Source organism: Bacillus mesophilum (genome assembly GCF_008923265.1).
Lineage (GTDB): Bacteria > Bacillota > Bacilli > Bacillales > Cytobacillaceae > Cytobacillus > Cytobacillus mesophilum.
Genome location: NZ_WBOT01000003.1, coordinates 122,086 through 137,046 on the forward strand (window position 1 = coordinate 122,086; position 14,961 = coordinate 137,046).

Consider the following 14,961-nt stretch of genomic DNA (forward strand, 5'->3'; position numbering starts at 1 on the left):
CTGTCTGGATCTTGCCAGACAGCTTTTTTTACTTCCTTTATTTGGACTGAGAAACGTTCGTCTCAGCGGATATCCTAATAACAGGAGGTGTTAGCATGAAAGTGTTCTTTATTATGCTTTTTGCGGCATTTTTTATGGCAGGATGTGCGCAAAATGGAACCCAAAACGATGTACAAAATACGCGCAGCCTTTACGGTCAAAACGAAACCTTAAAAGGTACCACGTTTCTTTCAAATACTAATAATGAGCGGGACGAGCAAATTCAGCGTACACGGGAGCATACGATGGACGAACAAAATCCCAACTTCTTAAATTTAGACGGCAATGCAGTTAATCAATCTGATGATATCAATCATGCGAAAGAAACGGTGCGTATAGCTGGCTTTGAAACGGACCAGGTATGGATAAATGGAGAAAAGCTGTGGGTAACTGCTTATCACAATGACAGGATGAACCAGGAAGAAAAAATTGATGCAGAAGCAAAATTGCATAAAGCACTTGTGAAGGCGCTGCCTCGTTATGACATAGAAGTACGAGTAAATGAAGAACGGTAAAACAAAAAACGGCAGCAGCTGCTGCCGTTACTTTATAGCCCGGATCAAGCGGCTTTCTTTTTTAAAGAGGGTTTTGAAACAGATACATAGCTTTGCAAAGCCATTCCAATCATAACAAGTAACAGGCCGGTAAGCGAAATCGGGGTTGGGAAAGCTGCAGATAAAAAGAGGATCTCACCTGCAAGGGCGAAAAGGACCTCCATTGACTGTGTGGCTTCGACGGCACCTAGCTTTTGCATATCATTTTTCACAAGGTCAGTAGCTGCAAAAAATAACACCGTTGCGAATACGCCTGATAAAAGAGCGACAAGACCTGATTGTGTTAATTGAGCCGTGCTTGGCATACCAGATGTGACAAAGCCGACAATCGCCAGAATGATCCAAAGCGGTAAACTTGCGATCGTCATGCCAAGCACGCGCTGATAGGCGTTTAATCTGTCTGCACTAACCTCCATCATTTTGCGATTTCCGAGAGGGTAAGCAAACGACGCTATTACAATTGGAATTATGCATAGCAGCATTTCTTTAATAGAAATACTTGAAGCGTGATCCCACTGCATGATGGCGACACCTGCCAAAATGATCAGACTCATGGAAAGGGCGCGATAAGGAATTTTGCCCTGCACCTGTATCGTTCCATTGGGCGTTGTGATCTTTTCATAAAATAGTGGTGCAAGCAGGGAGCCCGAGATAATTGTAATCTGCCATGTACTTGCAATGAGCCAGCCAGGACCGTAGGCGGCTGCAAAACAGAGGGGGGCATAAAACAGTCCAAAGCCGATAGTGCTCCAGAGCATCCATTTTCCCGGTGCCTTTTTCAACTCAGTGAAAACAGGCTTTAGTTTCCCTCGAAACGAAACAATAATAATTAGAAGCGGAATCATAAAAAAATAGCGGAGTGATGCACTCCAAAGCCAGCTGCCCCCTGCCATCTCCATTGAGCGGTTCAGGACAAACGTAAAAGCGAAGAAAAAAGCAGACAAGACTCCGAGCAGTATAGCCTTCATTGTAAAACCTCCTTAACCATTTACAGCGATAAAGTATAAGAGAGCAGGAAACCTTGTTTAACCTAAGCAGCGGGCTTAGTATAACGTATGAAGTATAATAAACTTCCCATTCTTTCCATTTACTATAAGGGATATAGGAAGAGGGAGCAAGACCTTATTTTGATTTCATTTTGACTGTAGAATACGGCTATACTATAATTAGAATGTTATCCATACGGTTTGATCTGCTGGCTGATTGTAAATGTTTCAAGATAGCTAGATATCAGCCATGCATTTTTTAGAAAAAATTACATAAAGTTTATCTTCCCAGGGAGTCAAGCACTTCCTATGAAGCGTAACTTTTCTTAATAACAATTGAGGTGAAGAACTGTGTTTGATCGTCTTCAAGCAGTCGAAGACCGCTATGACCGGCTGAATGAGCTTTTAAGTGATCCGGAAATTGTCAACGATCCGAAAAAGCTCCGTGAGTATTCTAAAGAACAATCAGGTATTCAAGAAACAGTAGAAGTTTATAGAGAGTACAAAAGTGTAAAAGAACAGCTTCAGGATGCAAAAGCAATGCTGGAAGAAAAGCTGGATGCAGACATGCGTGAAATGGTAAAGGAAGAGCTATCTGAGCTCGAAGAAACCATTGAAGAGCTGCAAGCGCGCTTAAAAATTCTTTTAATACCTAAGGATCCGAATGATGATAAAAACGTTATCATGGAAATTCGCGGAGCAGCAGGCGGAGATGAAGCCGCTCTATTTGCTGGGGATTTATACCGGATGTACAGCCGCTATGCGGAAGTTCAGGGCTGGAAAATTGATGTCATTGAAGCAAGTTCAACTGGCGTTGGCGGCTACAAAGAAATCATTTTTATGATTAACGGAAACGGAGCTTTCTCAAAGCTTAAATTTGAAAACGGTGCGCACCGGGTACAGCGTGTCCCTGAAACAGAATCAGGCGGCCGTATCCATACTTCAACAGCAACCGTTGCTGTCCTTCCAGAGGCAGAAGAAGTGGAGATCGACATCCATGATAAGGATATCCGAGTGGATACATTCGCATCAAGCGGTCCAGGCGGGCAAAGTGTTAATACAACGATGTCAGCTGTCCGTTTGACTCACTTGCCGACTGGTGTTGTTGTATCATGTCAGGATGAAAAATCACAAATCAAAAACAAAGAAAAAGCAATGAAGGTTCTTCGTGCGCGTGTATATGATAAATTCCAGCAAGAAGCTCAAGCGGAATATGATCAGCAGCGTAAATCTGCGGTAGGGACAGGCGACCGTTCAGAACGTATCCGCACGTACAACTTCCCGCAAAACCGCGTTACCGATCACCGCATCGGCTTAACGATTCAAAAGCTGGATCAAATCCTTCAAGGAAAGCTTGATGAAGTGATTGATACACTTATTATGGAAGAGCAATCCGCTAAGCTGGAAGCGGCTTCGAATGAGTAATAGCATGCGAGTGTTTGAAGCCCTTAATTGGGCTTCTTCCTTTTTAAAGGATAAAGGAAGAGATGAAAATGCGGGAGACATTTTGCTGAGGCATTTCTTAGAGATGAGTTATGCTCAAATGCTTGCTTCCCTTCAGGATGTCATTGATGAGAAGCTGTTCGCTCAATTTCAAGATGCTGTGACTCTTCATGGTGAAGGAAGACCGGTTCAGTACATTATGGGGTATGAGTATTTTTACGGCCGTATGTTTCGAGTGAATGAGGATACGCTTATTCCAAGGCCGGAAACAGAAGAACTGGTTTTAGAAGCGATGAAAAGGATAGAGCGCAAATTTAATCAGCCTGAGATCACTGCAGCGGATATTGGCACAGGCAGCGGAGCCATTGCGGTCACCTTAAAGCTTGAAATGCCCAAACTTCGAGTAACAGCCACAGACATTTATGCACCGACACTTCAAATGGCTGCACATAATGCTGGGGAGCTTCATGCTGATATTGAATTCATTGAAGGGAATCTGCTTGAACCTTTCACTAAGGCAGGCCGAACCTTTGATGTTATTCTTTCAAATCCGCCTTATATTCCAGACAGTGATAAAAGCTGGATGTCCGAGGTTGTTACAGCGCATGAACCTCATCGGGCTTTGTTTGCAGGCGTAGATGGACTGACGATCTATCGTGATCTCATAAAGCAGCTGCCCGCTGTCTTAAATCTATCAGCCATTGTGGGCTTCGAAGTCGGAGCAGGACAAAGTGAAGCAGTCAAGCAGCTGTTGCAGGATACTTTTCCAAAAGCAGCTATTCAAGTTGTATATGATATCAATGGCAAAGATCGTATGGTCTTTGCGGAAATGTAAAAAACTATCTCTGGGCGGGGATAGTTTTTTGTATATAATGTGGGATCTTTGCTGGAGCGCTTTCCTCGGCTAGCTGGGAGATATCGGATTTAAGAGAAAAGAGACAGTTTGATAGGAAAAGATGATATTTTGATAGGAAAAACGAAAATTTTGATAGGAAACCCAGAAAATTTGATAGGAAACCCAGAAAATTTGATAGGAAACCCCTTTAGTTTGATAGGAAAGTTAAAAAAATTGATAGGAAAGAGAGGAAATGAATTGGAAAGCTCAATAAAAAGAGCGGAAACCGGTTCGAATGATTGAGAGATCTAGAGAAAAAATCGAAATTCGCACATTCCATGCACTAAAACCATTCTAAATAAGACCAAAATGAGAGTTTGACCGAAAACGCGAAGGAAATGATCGTAAAACCAAGCAAAAAGACCGAAAAACCGATTCAAATGATCGAATTGACCTGGGAAATGATCGGAAAAACCCATGGAAATAACTGGGGTACGCACTTCTCCGTGCAAAATAGGCCCCTAAATAAGACTCTATTGCGAGTCTAATTGATAAACCGAAATGATCAAAAAACTCATGAAAATAACCCAAACCACTCCATCCCACTCCTGCAAACCACATGCAACCAACTCCTCACATCCACTCATACAATCAATCATTTAAGGAAATAATCTTAACGATACATATAATTGACATATAACCGAAAGGTGTTATATTATACGAAAGTGAAACCAAATGGTTATATTTAAGGAGGATTTCCAATGGAAGCTTTACAAGATATTAATCAAACAGTGATGATCGAAGCGCCAATTCAAAAAGTGTGGGATAAAGTTTCAACTTCAGAAGGAATTGAATTATGGTTTATGCCTAATAATTTTAAACTTGAGGAGGGCTATGAGTTTCATGTTCAATCTCCTTTCGGACCATCACCATGCAAAGTTTTAGAAATTGATGAGCCTAACAAAATTTCTTTTTCTTGGGATACAGATGGTTGGGTTGTTACCTTTCTATTAAAAGAGGTGGGGAATCTAACAGAATTCACTCTTATCCATGGCGGATGGAAGGCTCCAGATGTAATTCTTCCAAAGCCGAATGAAAAAAGTTCTGTTATAAGAGATCGAATGGATCACGGCTGGGCCGGCATTGTTCAAAACCTTCGCAAGGCTGTTGAAGGTTAAATGTCTGCAGTTAAACATGATGTCTTTCAGGCTATTGCAGACCCTACGAGAAGAGAAGTGCTTCGTCTGCTGGCCAACGAGGAACTGCCAATTTCAAAGATATCCGATCACTTTCCGATTAGCCGCACAGCGGTTGCCAAACATCTTCATATCCTGTCAGAGGCAAAATTGGTTACCGGAAAAAAGGTAGGAAGAGAAAAAATATACACACTTCATCCTGAGCCGCTGACAGAGGTTCAGCAATGGCTTTCTTATTACGAGCAATTTTGGCATAACAAACTGTCAATTCTAAAACATATCGTTGAAAGCGACGACAGCCAAAATAGATGACTTCCTAAAACTGCTTATTTTAAGCAGTTTTTCTATTTAATAAAGAACAAATAATTTTTTTCCATTTTACTAGTTTAAGAATTTCCGAATCTGTCCACAATGAGGATATCGAAAGGGTGGTGCCGGAAATGAAAACAAAATGGACTGTGAACTTATACATTTTATTATTATCGATTGGAACAATTTTTAGTTTATATATTCCGCAGACAGAGGTAACGGCTGATGAAGAATTGGTGATTCCTAATGAAGCCATTCGGCTGCGGATTCTTGCCAACAGTGATTCAGAAGCAGATCAAAACGTGAAAAGACTGGTACGAGATGCAGTCAATGAAAAAATTACAGAATGGGTGTCTGATTTAACATCTGTTGAAGAATCACGCAAACTGCTTCAGTCACGTCTGCCGGAGATCCAAGCAATTGCTGAGAGAGTGGTGGAAGAGCAGAATGTCCCGCAGTCAGTCAAAGCAGAGTTTGGCAATGTCGAGTTCCCTACAAAGCTATATGGTCAGTTTTTATATCCAGCCGGTGAATATGAAGCCATTCTAATCACGCTTGGAGATGGCGACGGAGCAAACTGGTGGTGTGTCCTGTTTCCTCCACTGTGCTTCCTTGATTTTTCAAATGGCGTAGCTGTTGGTGAAGGGTTTGAGGAAGATGGAAAAAAAGCTTCTGCTGAAGAAGTGAATACAGATGAAAAAATTGAAAAGGAAGAAAAGATAGAACAGGAAGAACCGGTATACACAGGGGAACAGGATGAAGAAGAGGTAGAGGTTAAGTTTTTCCTAGTGGAAATTTGGAATAAGATTTTTGGATAAGCATTTGTGGGGCGCAGAGATGACTTTTTTCTCTGCGTTTTTTCTTGTAAAGTATAGAGGAAAATTATAGTAACTTTCTTTAAGGTGTTTCAATCTATCAAAATCGGATATTTATATGAATGTAACATCAAACAACAAAGGAGATGGATACAATGGCTAACAACAACAATAACGGTAAAATGTCTCGTGAGGAAAGAGGCCGTAAAGGCGGAGAGGCTACTAGCAATAACCACGATAAAGAATTCTACCAAGAAATCGGCCGCAAAGGCGGAGAAGCAACTAGCGAAAATCACGATAAAGATTTCTACCAGGAAATTGGCCGCAAAGGCGGAGAAGCAACTAGCGAAAATCATGACAAAGAATTCTATCAGGAAATTGGCAGCAAGGGCGGAGAAGCAACGAGTCAAAATCATGATAAAGAATTCTATCAGGAAATTGGCCGCAAAGGCGGGGAAGCAACAAGTGAAAATCATGATAAAGACTTTTATCGCGAGATCGGCCGTAAAGGCGGAAACTCTAACGATTAATAGATTTGGTATTCTAAAGGATATCGATATGCGTCCAGCATAGCACGGCAGTCAACCAGTGGCTGCCGTGTTTTTTTTGTACTTTGAGTGTTTAATTGTGCTTTGATACTATCGGGTTTGTATAGCTTTTAGTTTTCCCCAACATATATTTCATCTTTTCTATCATTTTCTGTTCTATTTGTCTTCCTATCAATCATATTCATAGATTAAGTTCATTATTTGAAGATGGGGTGAGAGGAATGAATAACGCAGAAGTTCGTTGTGCTGGTATTGAGGATGTTGAAAAGTTATCATTATTTTTACAGAATGCAAAGGTAAGTTCTGAAGGGATTAAAGATTCCATTGATTATTTCTTACTGAGTGAGAATGATATGGGCCAGATTCAGGCATCATTAGGGATAGAGCCTCATGGGCAGGTTGGTTTGCTGCGATCTCTGGTGCTTAGCCCGAACTCTACTGAAAAGGATATGTTTATATTACTGGAACAAATTTTAATGTTGGCTAGAGATAAGGGGTTAACGGAGCTGTACATGGCTTCAAACAAACAAAGTGCTGCTCTCTTCTTTACGCTAATGGGGTTTCAGCCTCATGATTCCACTAAGCTGCCCGCGGACTTATACGAATCTGAACATGTCAAACACATCCTTTCTGTGGATAACTCGTATTTCTTGAAGTTTTCCATATGAAATGTGGATAAAATGCCAAAGTTATACACAAAAAAGCCTTTTTTATGCACAATTTGTGGATAAAAGCTTGAGTTATCCTCTAACTTCTTTTATACTTTCAAAAGTGATTCGTAGAAAAGTGAGCAATATAGGCATTCATAAGAAGAAATATTGAAGGTGAATTTAGATGGATACAAAAAGATGGTCAGTGGATAAAAATGTGGATAATTTAACTGGTTACCCACAAATAACACAGGCAGCAGATCTTTTATTAAATAATGAAGTTGTTGCGTTCCCAACAGAAACGGTATATGGATTGGGAGCCAATGCTTTAAATGACCAGGCTGTAGCAAAAATTTTTGAAGCAAAAGGCAGGCCAGCGGATAATCCGCTTATTATCCACATTGCGGATGAAGAGGTGGTTTCAGACTTTGTGGAGGAAATTCCTGAAAAGGCTAAGCAATTGATGAAGGCATATTGGCCAGGACCGCTTACGATCATCTTAAAAATGAAGGAGGGGGTACTGTCTGAAAAGGCAACGGTTGGGTTATCCACAGTGGGAATCCGCATGCCAGATCATCCAGTAGCTCTTGCTTTATTACAGAGTACAAATCTTCCTATTGCCGCACCTAGCGCCAATTCTTCCGGAAGACCAAGTCCCACAACCGCTGAACATGTCTGGGACGACCTGCATGGAAAAATTTCTGGAATTGTCGATGGCGGGCCAACGGGAGTAGGGCTGGAATCTACCGTTCTGGATTGTACAGAAGAGGTGCCAGTCATATTGCGTCCAGGCGGGATTACTGCCCAGCAAATTGAAGAAGTTATTGGGGAAATTACGGTTGATCCTGCATTGCTTGACAGCGGGCAGAAACCAAAGTCACCTGGGATGAAGTATCGCCACTATGCTCCAGATGCAGCGCTTGTTCTGGTTAAAGGAGAACGGGAGGATATTCAGCGGCTTATACTCGAAAAGCAGCAGGAGGGACTAAAGGTTGGTGTCCTGACAACTGAGGAAAATGAATCTTTTTATCAGGCAGACAAGGTTATTGCATGCGGAAGCAGAGAAAATCTGGAATCAGTTGCTGGCTCCTTATATGATACGTTAAGGAATTTTAACAGCGCGGATCTTGACCTTATTCTAAGTGAAATGTTTCCAGACGAAGGTGTTGGACAGGCTATTATGAATCGTCTTGTTAAAGCGGCCGGGTATCGTGTTATTTCCTTATAATTTTTTTAGCCGTCTCCAAGTGAGGCGGTTTTTTGTGCTGCTATAACGAGAAAAACTGGACATTGTGAAAAACATCGTCTAAATGATCTTGGACTTGCATATCTTGAATTAGCAAGTCCAAGGGGGCGATATACAACATGGCAGAAATATTTGGCGAATTACTCACAATCGGCTTAATGGCATTCGCGCTAGGAATGGATGCCTTCTCAATAGGATTGGGAATGGGAATGTTTAAGCTCCGTTTGCGGCAAATTGTGAAGATTGGATTGACCGTAGGACTGTTTCACGTCCTCATGCCCATGTTAGGCATAATTACCGGCAGATTCCTGTCGGACAAGTTTGGGGAAATTGCCGCCTATATTGGCGGAGGATTGCTGATTTTACTCGGAATTCAAATGGTGTTATCAAGCTTTAAAAAAGAAGAAAACAGCTTAATTTCACCTGTAGGATTTGGTTTGCTATTATTCGCGGTGAGTGTGAGTCTGGATAGTTTTTCAGTCGGCTTATCGCTGGGAATATTCGGAGCTAAAACAGCGGTTGTTTTAACCATGTTCGGCGCTGCAGCTGCTATATTAACATGGGTCGGACTTTTCATTGGCCGGAAAGTGCAAGGCTGGCTGGGCTCATACAGTGTAACTCTAGGTGGAGCGATCTTGCTCGCCTTTGGCATTAAATTGCTGTTTATGTGACAATATATAGAAAACTTTGGGGGGAAGGTGTGACTTTTCTCTCCTTTTTTGCATTCTAGTCTATGGGATTTGGGTGTTTTGTCTTATAATATAGGAGAGGGGGCAGCAAATATGAAGAATATACTATTTGTTTGTACAGGCAATACTTGTAGAAGCCCGATGGCTGAAGCCATTTTAAAAAGCAAAGGAATTCCGGGGCTCCAGGTGAAATCTGCCGGTGTTTATGCAGGTGCTGGAAACAAAGCCTCTCTGCATGCGCAGCAAGTTCTGCAAGAGCAGGGCATTCCATTTAACCATGAATCATCACCATTAACAGCTGAGCTTCTGCAGTGGTCCGATTATGTGTTTACTATGACTTCCGATCATAAGCGGCTAATTTTAGACCGTTTTAATGGGGTTGAGGGAAAGGTTTTTACATTGAAGGAATTTGCAGGGAATGCAGCAAAAGATATTATTGACCCATTCGGAGGATCTCTTGAGATTTACAGAGCCACCTTCAATGATTTAAAAGAAGCGATTGATCTGGTAGAGAAATCTTGGGAAAAGCAGGAACGCAACTAAATCGGCTTTGCAGGGGGAAAGTTATGGAAGAGAAAACGAAGTATAAGTTTGGTCTGCGCAGAAAGCTTGTTGTATTTATAATGACTTTGGCCATCATTACATACACGACAAGTGCCTTGTTTTTATATGTGGTTTATCCGTTTATTAAAGATTTAGTTCCAGTTGGACAAGTTATTTTTACGATTATTACGCTGAGCCTCGGTGCAATTTGGTCTGGTATCCTGGCTTATTTTGCAGCTGGATTCCTCATTAACCCGCTGAAAAAGCTGGAAAAAACGGCTTTAAAAGCAGCACATGGCGATATAAATACGGAAGTGGAGCTTTCTAAATCTGATGATGAAATCCGTTCATTGGGTTTAGCTTTTAATCATATGCTCTACAACTTGAAGGATATGGTTCAGAAAATAGAAGAGAACTTTCAAGAAACCAATGATAAGGTAATCTCCATTTCACGTGAATCAACAGCAGCGGCTGAGCAGGCTGAGGTCATTTCCAGAACTATTGCAGAAATTTCAGCTGGTGCCGATCATTCAGCGGTTTCTATTCAGTCAACGGCTGAGTCAGTGGAGAGTGTCATACAGATTGCCCAAATTGTACAGAAAAAAGCCGAAGATTCTGAAAGCGTTTCAAAGGAGTTAATCGATGACCTTGTTGATTCCAAGAAGGTGATTCATTCTTTGATCTCTGGCATTGAAAAGCTTGCAGCTGGAAATGAACAGTCATTAGAGACGGTTAAGAGATTAGAAGATAATGCCTCCAAGGTCGAACAGATTATCAAACTTGTTGGCGATATTGCAGCTCAAACCAATCTTCTTGCATTAAATGCTTCCATTGAGGCGGCGCGTGCGGGTGAGCATGGGAAAGGCTTTGCGGTTGTTGCGGATGAAGTGCGCAAGCTTGCGGATGAAAGTGCGACGGCAGTGCAGGGCATTTCCGAATTGATTAAAAACATCCAGCAAGAAGTGAAAAATGTTGTGAGTCAAATCAGTCAGCAAGTTCAATCAGCTAATATGGAAGCAAAAAAAGGGACTGAAACAAATGCAGTAATCGAAGAAATGACGAAAACGGTCAATGAAATGGCTGAATCTGTTTCTGAAATTACAGGACTTGTTGGTCAACAGATGGAGAGCATTCATCACACATCTCAGCAATCCCAAGAGGTTGCAGCCATCGCAGAAGAAACCTCTGCTGGTGCAGAAGAAGTGGCGGCTTCTTCTCAACAGCAAACAAATGTCATTGGAAACGTTGAAGTCCTTGCCAACGAACTAAAAACACAAGCAGAAAAACTTAAAAACACCATCACCAGATTTCATACTTCCTAAAAGGGCCTGCGGGCTCTTTTTTTTGTGGAGTGGCGGATGAAGAATTTTGAGGGGCGGGGGTTCGACATGTTGCGACATGGTTCGGGGCGTATTCGGGGCGTCACTGTGACGCCCCGAATACGCCCAAAACACACGCCGAATCGCGCCCCGAATATAAACTTTATAATTAAGCGCTTTTATGTAAAAATAAGAGTAGAAAATAGAGGAGGCTGTTAACATGAAGGTAGCGATTGCATCAGATCACGGCGGAATTAACATTAGAGAAGAAATAAAAAGCTTAATGGATGAAATGGGCATACAGTATGAAGATTTTGGCTGTGAATGTGATACATCTGTTGACTATCCGGATTATGCTTTGCCAGTTGCTGAAAAGGTGGCCAGTGGAGAATTTGACCGCGGCATTTTAATATGCGGGACAGGCATTGGCATGAGTATTGCAGCTAATAAGGTGAAAGGTATTCGCTGTGCGCTTGTACACGATACGTTTAGTGCAAAAGCGACGCGGGCACATAATGACAGTAATATGCTGGCGATGGGCGAGCGTGTAATCGGACCTGGTCTCGCGCGTGAAATTGCAAGCATATGGCTTGGTACAGATTTTGAAGGCGGCCGTCATGAAACGCGCGTTGGAAAAGTTTCGGCATATGAAAATAAATAATCTACCTGTCTCAGGAGCGTGAAGACAATGGCAGAAGAATTGCAGACATGGAAAAAAGAGCTGGACGAGATTGTTGAGCAATTTTTACAAGCAGTTTTTTTAAATGAAAAAAGTGTGGTTGTTATCGGCTGCAGCACAAGTGAGGTTGCTGGAAGCAGGATCGGAACAGCTGGAACAGAGCAGGTCGCAGAAATGATTTTTCATTCGCTGAAGAAATTGACCAGTGAGACCGGAGCTTCCCTGGCATTTCAATGCTGCGAACACCTGAACCGAGCACTTGTGATCGAGAGGCAGGCTGCTGGGTCTAAAGGGTGGGAAGAAGTCAGTGTCATTCCCGTTCGAACAGCCGGAGGTGCCATGGCGACCTATGCTTACGGCTCAATGAGTAACCCTGTAGTTGTAGAACATATAAAAGCTGATGCAGGCATTGATATAGGAGACACATTCATTGGCATGCATTTAAAACATGTAGCTGTCCCTATTCGAACAACGCAGAAAAATGTTGGTGCAGCGCATGTCACACTAGCAACAACACGGCCTAAATTAATCGGCGGAGTACGAGCTGTCTATGAAAAAAAGACAGAAAATGAATCCTGCTAACCTTTGCGTATGCAAAGGTTTTTTTATGGACTGAAGTTAGGTTTGATCGGTTGGCGAATATATTCCTTTTGCAGCGAAAAAACGGAACAACCCCATTTTAGGGAGAAATCCAGCATGCACCCCTTTTGGCAGACAGTCATAGCACCAAACAATGGCTTGAAAAATCCCAATCATTGCTTCAATCATCTTGTAAATGGTGCATCCTCCAAAAAAACAGATTGTTTATAAAGAACGAGAGCCCCAAAAACGATTCGATTTTTTTAAAGATTAAAACAGAAAAACATGTTAAAATGAAAGAGATTTTTGGTACATAGGACGCGTTTTAACAAGCAGAACAAGGTTTTTCATGGCATCACGTCGGGATGACTTGCCTTTATAGGAACAAGACTGCTTGTGAAGAACGCGATAATAAGCTGTTGGACAAGGGGAGGATTATAAATGAAGCATTTAGCACAGCAGGATGAGCAGGTTTTTCAGTCGATTCAAGATGAGCTTAAGAGACAGAGAACAAAAATTGAGTTAATTGCGTCCGAAAACTTTGTCAGCGAAGCCGTAATGGAAGCACAGGGCTCTGTACTGACCAATAAATACGCAGAAGGCTACCCGGGACGCCGATATTATGGCGGCTGTGAGCATGTGGATGTAGCTGAGGATCTTGCCCGTGACCGCGCGAAGCAAATTTTTGGAGCGGAGCATGCCAATGTGCAGCCGCATTCTGGTGCACAGGCAAACATGGCGGTTTATTATACTGTACTTCAGCATGGTGATACCGTTCTTGGTATGAATCTTTCACATGGCGGGCATTTAACACACGGAAGTCCAGTAAACTTCAGTGGAATTCAATATAACTTTGTTGAATACGGTGTTGATGAAGAGACGCAATACATTAACTATGATGATGTCCTAGAAAAAGCGCGTGAGCATAAGCCGAAGCTGATTGTTGCGGGTGCAAGTGCATATCCTCGTGCGATTGACTTCAAGCGATTCCGTGAAATTGCCGATGAAGTGGGCGCTTATCTAATGGTGGACATGGCTCATATCGCAGGTTTAGTTGCTGCAGGCCTTCACGAAAATCCAGTGCCTTATGCTGACTTTGTCACAACAACAACACATAAAACATTACGCGGACCGCGCGGCGGCATGATTCTTTGCAAAGAGGAGTTTGCTAAAAAGATTGATAAATCCATCTTCCCTGGTCTTCAAGGCGGACCGCTTATGCATGTGATTGCTGCGAAAGCAGTTGCATTTGGTGAGGCGCTGCAGGACAGCTTCAAGGAGTACGCGGGCAGCATTATTCAAAATGCTCAGCATCTCGCGGCGTCACTTGCGAAAGAAGAAATCAACCTAGTTTCTGGCGGAACTGATAATCACCTTCTGCTTATTGATTTACGCTCTTTAGATTTAACTGGAAAAGTAGCGGAAAAAGTTTTGGATGAGATCGGTATTACTGTCAACAAAAACACTATCCCATTTGATCCGCAAAGTCCGTTTGTCACAAGCGGTATTCGTATTGGAACGGCTGCTGTTACGTCACGCGGTTTTGGTGAAAAAGAAATGGATGAAATTGCTTCTATTATTGCATTAACGCTGAAGAATCATGAGAATGTTGAAAAGCTCTCAGAAGCAAAACAGCGTGTAGAAGCTTTGACAAGCCAATTTACACTTTATCCTGATAGATAACATGAAAATAAATTGAAATCCCGGTCAGATTCACCTGGCCGGGATTTTTTACTGCTGAGAAACAGACCGCAGGCGTGCGTCTTCCTTCACCTATATTCTTTCTTTCATGACACTTCCTTAACAATTTGCTTTGATAGTTGCCCTCGTATTTATTTTTCTGTAAAATTAGACGAAGTGCAAACAGAACTATTTTAAACAAAAAAGGAGAGATTTCGATGGCAAAGGTATATGTATTTGATCATCCATTAATTCAGCATAAACTAACATACATACGTGAAAAGAATACGGGTACAAAAGAATTCAGGGAGCTTGTTGATGAAGTGGCTACGTTAATGGCATTTGAAATAACGAGAGACATGCCTTTGGAAGAAATCGAAATTGAAACACCAGTAAAATCCACGAAGTCAAAAGTACTGTCCGGTAAAAAATTGGGGATCATTCCGATTCTGCGTGCGGGCATTGGGATGGTAGATGGAATTCTGAAGCTGATTCCAGCTGCAAAGGTTGGACATATCGGACTTTACCGTGATCCTGAAACATTAATGCCGGTTGAATATTATGCAAAGCTTCCGAGTGATGTGGAAGAAAGAGATTTTATCGTTGTGGATCCGATGCTCGCAACAGGAGGATCTGCGATTGAAGCGATCAATTCCCTGAAAAAACGAGGCGGCAAACATATTAAATTTATGTGCTTAATTGCTGCTCCAGAAGGGGTAGAAGCAGTGAAGGAAGCACATCCTGATGTTGATATCTATATTGCTGCACTCGATGAAAAGTTAAATGACCATGGTTATATTGTTCCAGGTCTTGGCGATGCCGGCGACCGTTTATTTGGCACAAAATAAGGG

At 42.1% G+C, this 14,961-nt stretch carries 19 protein-coding genes and 1 pseudogene; 18 read left to right on the top strand and 2 right to left on the bottom strand.

Going from position 1 to position 14,961, the window contains the following annotated elements; genetic code table 11:
- Positions 1–95: 95 nt before the first annotated feature.
- Entirely contained in the window at positions 96–554 is a 459-nt protein-coding gene (locus F7732_RS10365) for a YajG family lipoprotein (protein WP_151573798.1), read from the top strand.
- 44 nt (positions 555–598) lie between these two features.
- Here the strand turns inward: F7732_RS10365 and F7732_RS10370 are convergent, their stop codons facing one another.
- Positions 599–1,561: a DMT family transporter gene (locus F7732_RS10370; protein WP_151573799.1), complete on the bottom strand. Its 963-nt coding sequence runs from the start codon at positions 1,559–1,561 to the stop codon at positions 599–601.
- 369 nt (positions 1,562–1,930) lie between these two features.
- On the opposite strand from F7732_RS10370, the gene prfA reads away from it, so the two are divergent.
- The 15 genes and pseudogenes from prfA (at position 1,931) to F7732_RS10440 (ending at position 12,433) form a co-directional block, all read left to right on the top strand.
- A complete protein-coding gene (gene prfA / locus F7732_RS10375) occupies positions 1,931–3,004 on the top strand; it encodes a peptide chain release factor 1 (RefSeq protein ID WP_151573800.1) in 1,074 nt (357 codons plus the stop codon).
- Complete coding sequence (prmC, locus tag F7732_RS10380) at positions 2,997–3,857, top strand: peptide chain release factor N(5)-glutamine methyltransferase (RefSeq protein ID WP_275670923.1); 861 nt, start codon at positions 2,997–2,999, stop codon at positions 3,855–3,857. The genes prfA and prmC overlap by 8 nt, the downstream gene beginning before the upstream one ends.
- Positions 3,858–3,965: 108 nt before the next feature.
- Positions 3,966–4,160 carry a hypothetical protein gene (locus tag F7732_RS10385; protein WP_151573801.1) on the top strand — a complete coding sequence of 65 codons (195 nt, stop codon included), beginning with the start codon at positions 3,966–3,968 and terminating at the stop codon, positions 4,158–4,160.
- A gap of 458 nt (positions 4,161–4,618) precedes the next feature.
- Entirely contained in the window at positions 4,619–5,035 is a 417-nt protein-coding gene (locus F7732_RS10390; RefSeq protein WP_151573802.1) for an SRPBCC family protein, read from the top strand.
- Positions 5,036–5,365 (top strand): ArsR/SmtB family transcription factor, encoded by a 330-nt coding sequence (locus F7732_RS10395; RefSeq protein ID WP_151573803.1) that lies wholly within the window; start codon positions 5,036–5,038, stop codon positions 5,363–5,365.
- 128 nt (positions 5,366–5,493) lie between these two features.
- Positions 5,494–6,180: a stage II sporulation protein R gene (spoIIR, locus tag F7732_RS10400; RefSeq protein WP_192913018.1), complete on the top strand. Its 687-nt coding sequence runs from the start codon at positions 5,494–5,496 to the stop codon at positions 6,178–6,180.
- Between the two features lie 152 nt (positions 6,181–6,332).
- Positions 6,333–6,707 (top strand): glucose starvation-inducible protein GsiB, encoded by a 375-nt coding sequence (gene gsiB / locus F7732_RS10405; protein ID WP_151573805.1) that lies wholly within the window; start codon positions 6,333–6,335, stop codon positions 6,705–6,707.
- 239 nt (positions 6,708–6,946) lie between these two features.
- The gene (locus tag F7732_RS10410; RefSeq protein ID WP_151573806.1) at positions 6,947–7,393 is read left to right on the top strand and encodes a GNAT family N-acetyltransferase; all 447 of its coding nucleotides are present in this window, start codon (positions 6,947–6,949) and stop codon (positions 7,391–7,393) included.
- A gap of 166 nt (positions 7,394–7,559) precedes the next feature.
- Positions 7,560–8,603, top strand: a complete 1,044-nt coding sequence (locus F7732_RS10415; RefSeq protein WP_151573807.1) for an L-threonylcarbamoyladenylate synthase — start codon at positions 7,560–7,562, stop codon at positions 8,601–8,603.
- Positions 8,604–8,740: 137 nt separating this feature from the next.
- Entirely contained in the window at positions 8,741–9,292 is a 552-nt protein-coding gene (locus F7732_RS10420) for a manganese efflux pump MntP (protein ID WP_151573808.1), read from the top strand.
- A 111-nt stretch (positions 9,293–9,403) separates the two neighbouring features.
- Positions 9,404–9,853 carry a low molecular weight protein arginine phosphatase gene (locus tag F7732_RS10425; RefSeq protein ID WP_151573809.1) on the top strand — a complete coding sequence of 150 codons (450 nt, stop codon included), beginning with the start codon at positions 9,404–9,406 and terminating at the stop codon, positions 9,851–9,853.
- A gap of 80 nt (positions 9,854–9,933) precedes the next feature.
- A pseudogene (locus tag F7732_RS23440) lies at positions 9,934–10,227 on the top strand (HAMP domain-containing protein); the annotation flags it as partial.
- A gap of 18 nt (positions 10,228–10,245) precedes the next feature.
- Positions 10,246–11,175, top strand: a complete 930-nt coding sequence (locus F7732_RS10430; protein WP_420837692.1) for a methyl-accepting chemotaxis protein — start codon at positions 10,246–10,248, stop codon at positions 11,173–11,175.
- 217 nt (positions 11,176–11,392) lie between these two features.
- On the top strand, positions 11,393–11,833 hold the full coding sequence (gene rpiB, locus F7732_RS10435; protein ID WP_151573811.1) for a ribose 5-phosphate isomerase B: 441 nt from the start codon (positions 11,393–11,395) through the stop codon (positions 11,831–11,833).
- Positions 11,834–11,860: 27 nt separating this feature from the next.
- Entirely contained in the window at positions 11,861–12,433 is a 573-nt protein-coding gene (locus tag F7732_RS10440) for a TIGR01440 family protein (protein ID WP_151573812.1), read from the top strand.
- A 36-nt stretch (positions 12,434–12,469) separates the two neighbouring features.
- Here F7732_RS10440 and F7732_RS22625 read toward each other — a convergent pair whose 3' ends face one another.
- Positions 12,470–12,619: a hypothetical protein gene (locus tag F7732_RS22625; protein ID WP_161598862.1), complete on the bottom strand. Its 150-nt coding sequence runs from the start codon at positions 12,617–12,619 to the stop codon at positions 12,470–12,472.
- A 252-nt stretch (positions 12,620–12,871) separates the two neighbouring features.
- Between F7732_RS22625 and glyA the strand changes: the two genes are divergently transcribed.
- Positions 12,872–14,113, top strand: a complete 1,242-nt coding sequence (glyA, locus tag F7732_RS10445; RefSeq protein WP_151573813.1) for a serine hydroxymethyltransferase — start codon at positions 12,872–12,874, stop codon at positions 14,111–14,113.
- A 215-nt stretch (positions 14,114–14,328) separates the two neighbouring features.
- On the top strand, positions 14,329–14,958 hold the full coding sequence (gene upp, locus F7732_RS10450; RefSeq protein WP_066442348.1) for a uracil phosphoribosyltransferase: 630 nt from the start codon (positions 14,329–14,331) through the stop codon (positions 14,956–14,958).
- Positions 14,959–14,961 lie beyond the last annotated feature (3 nt).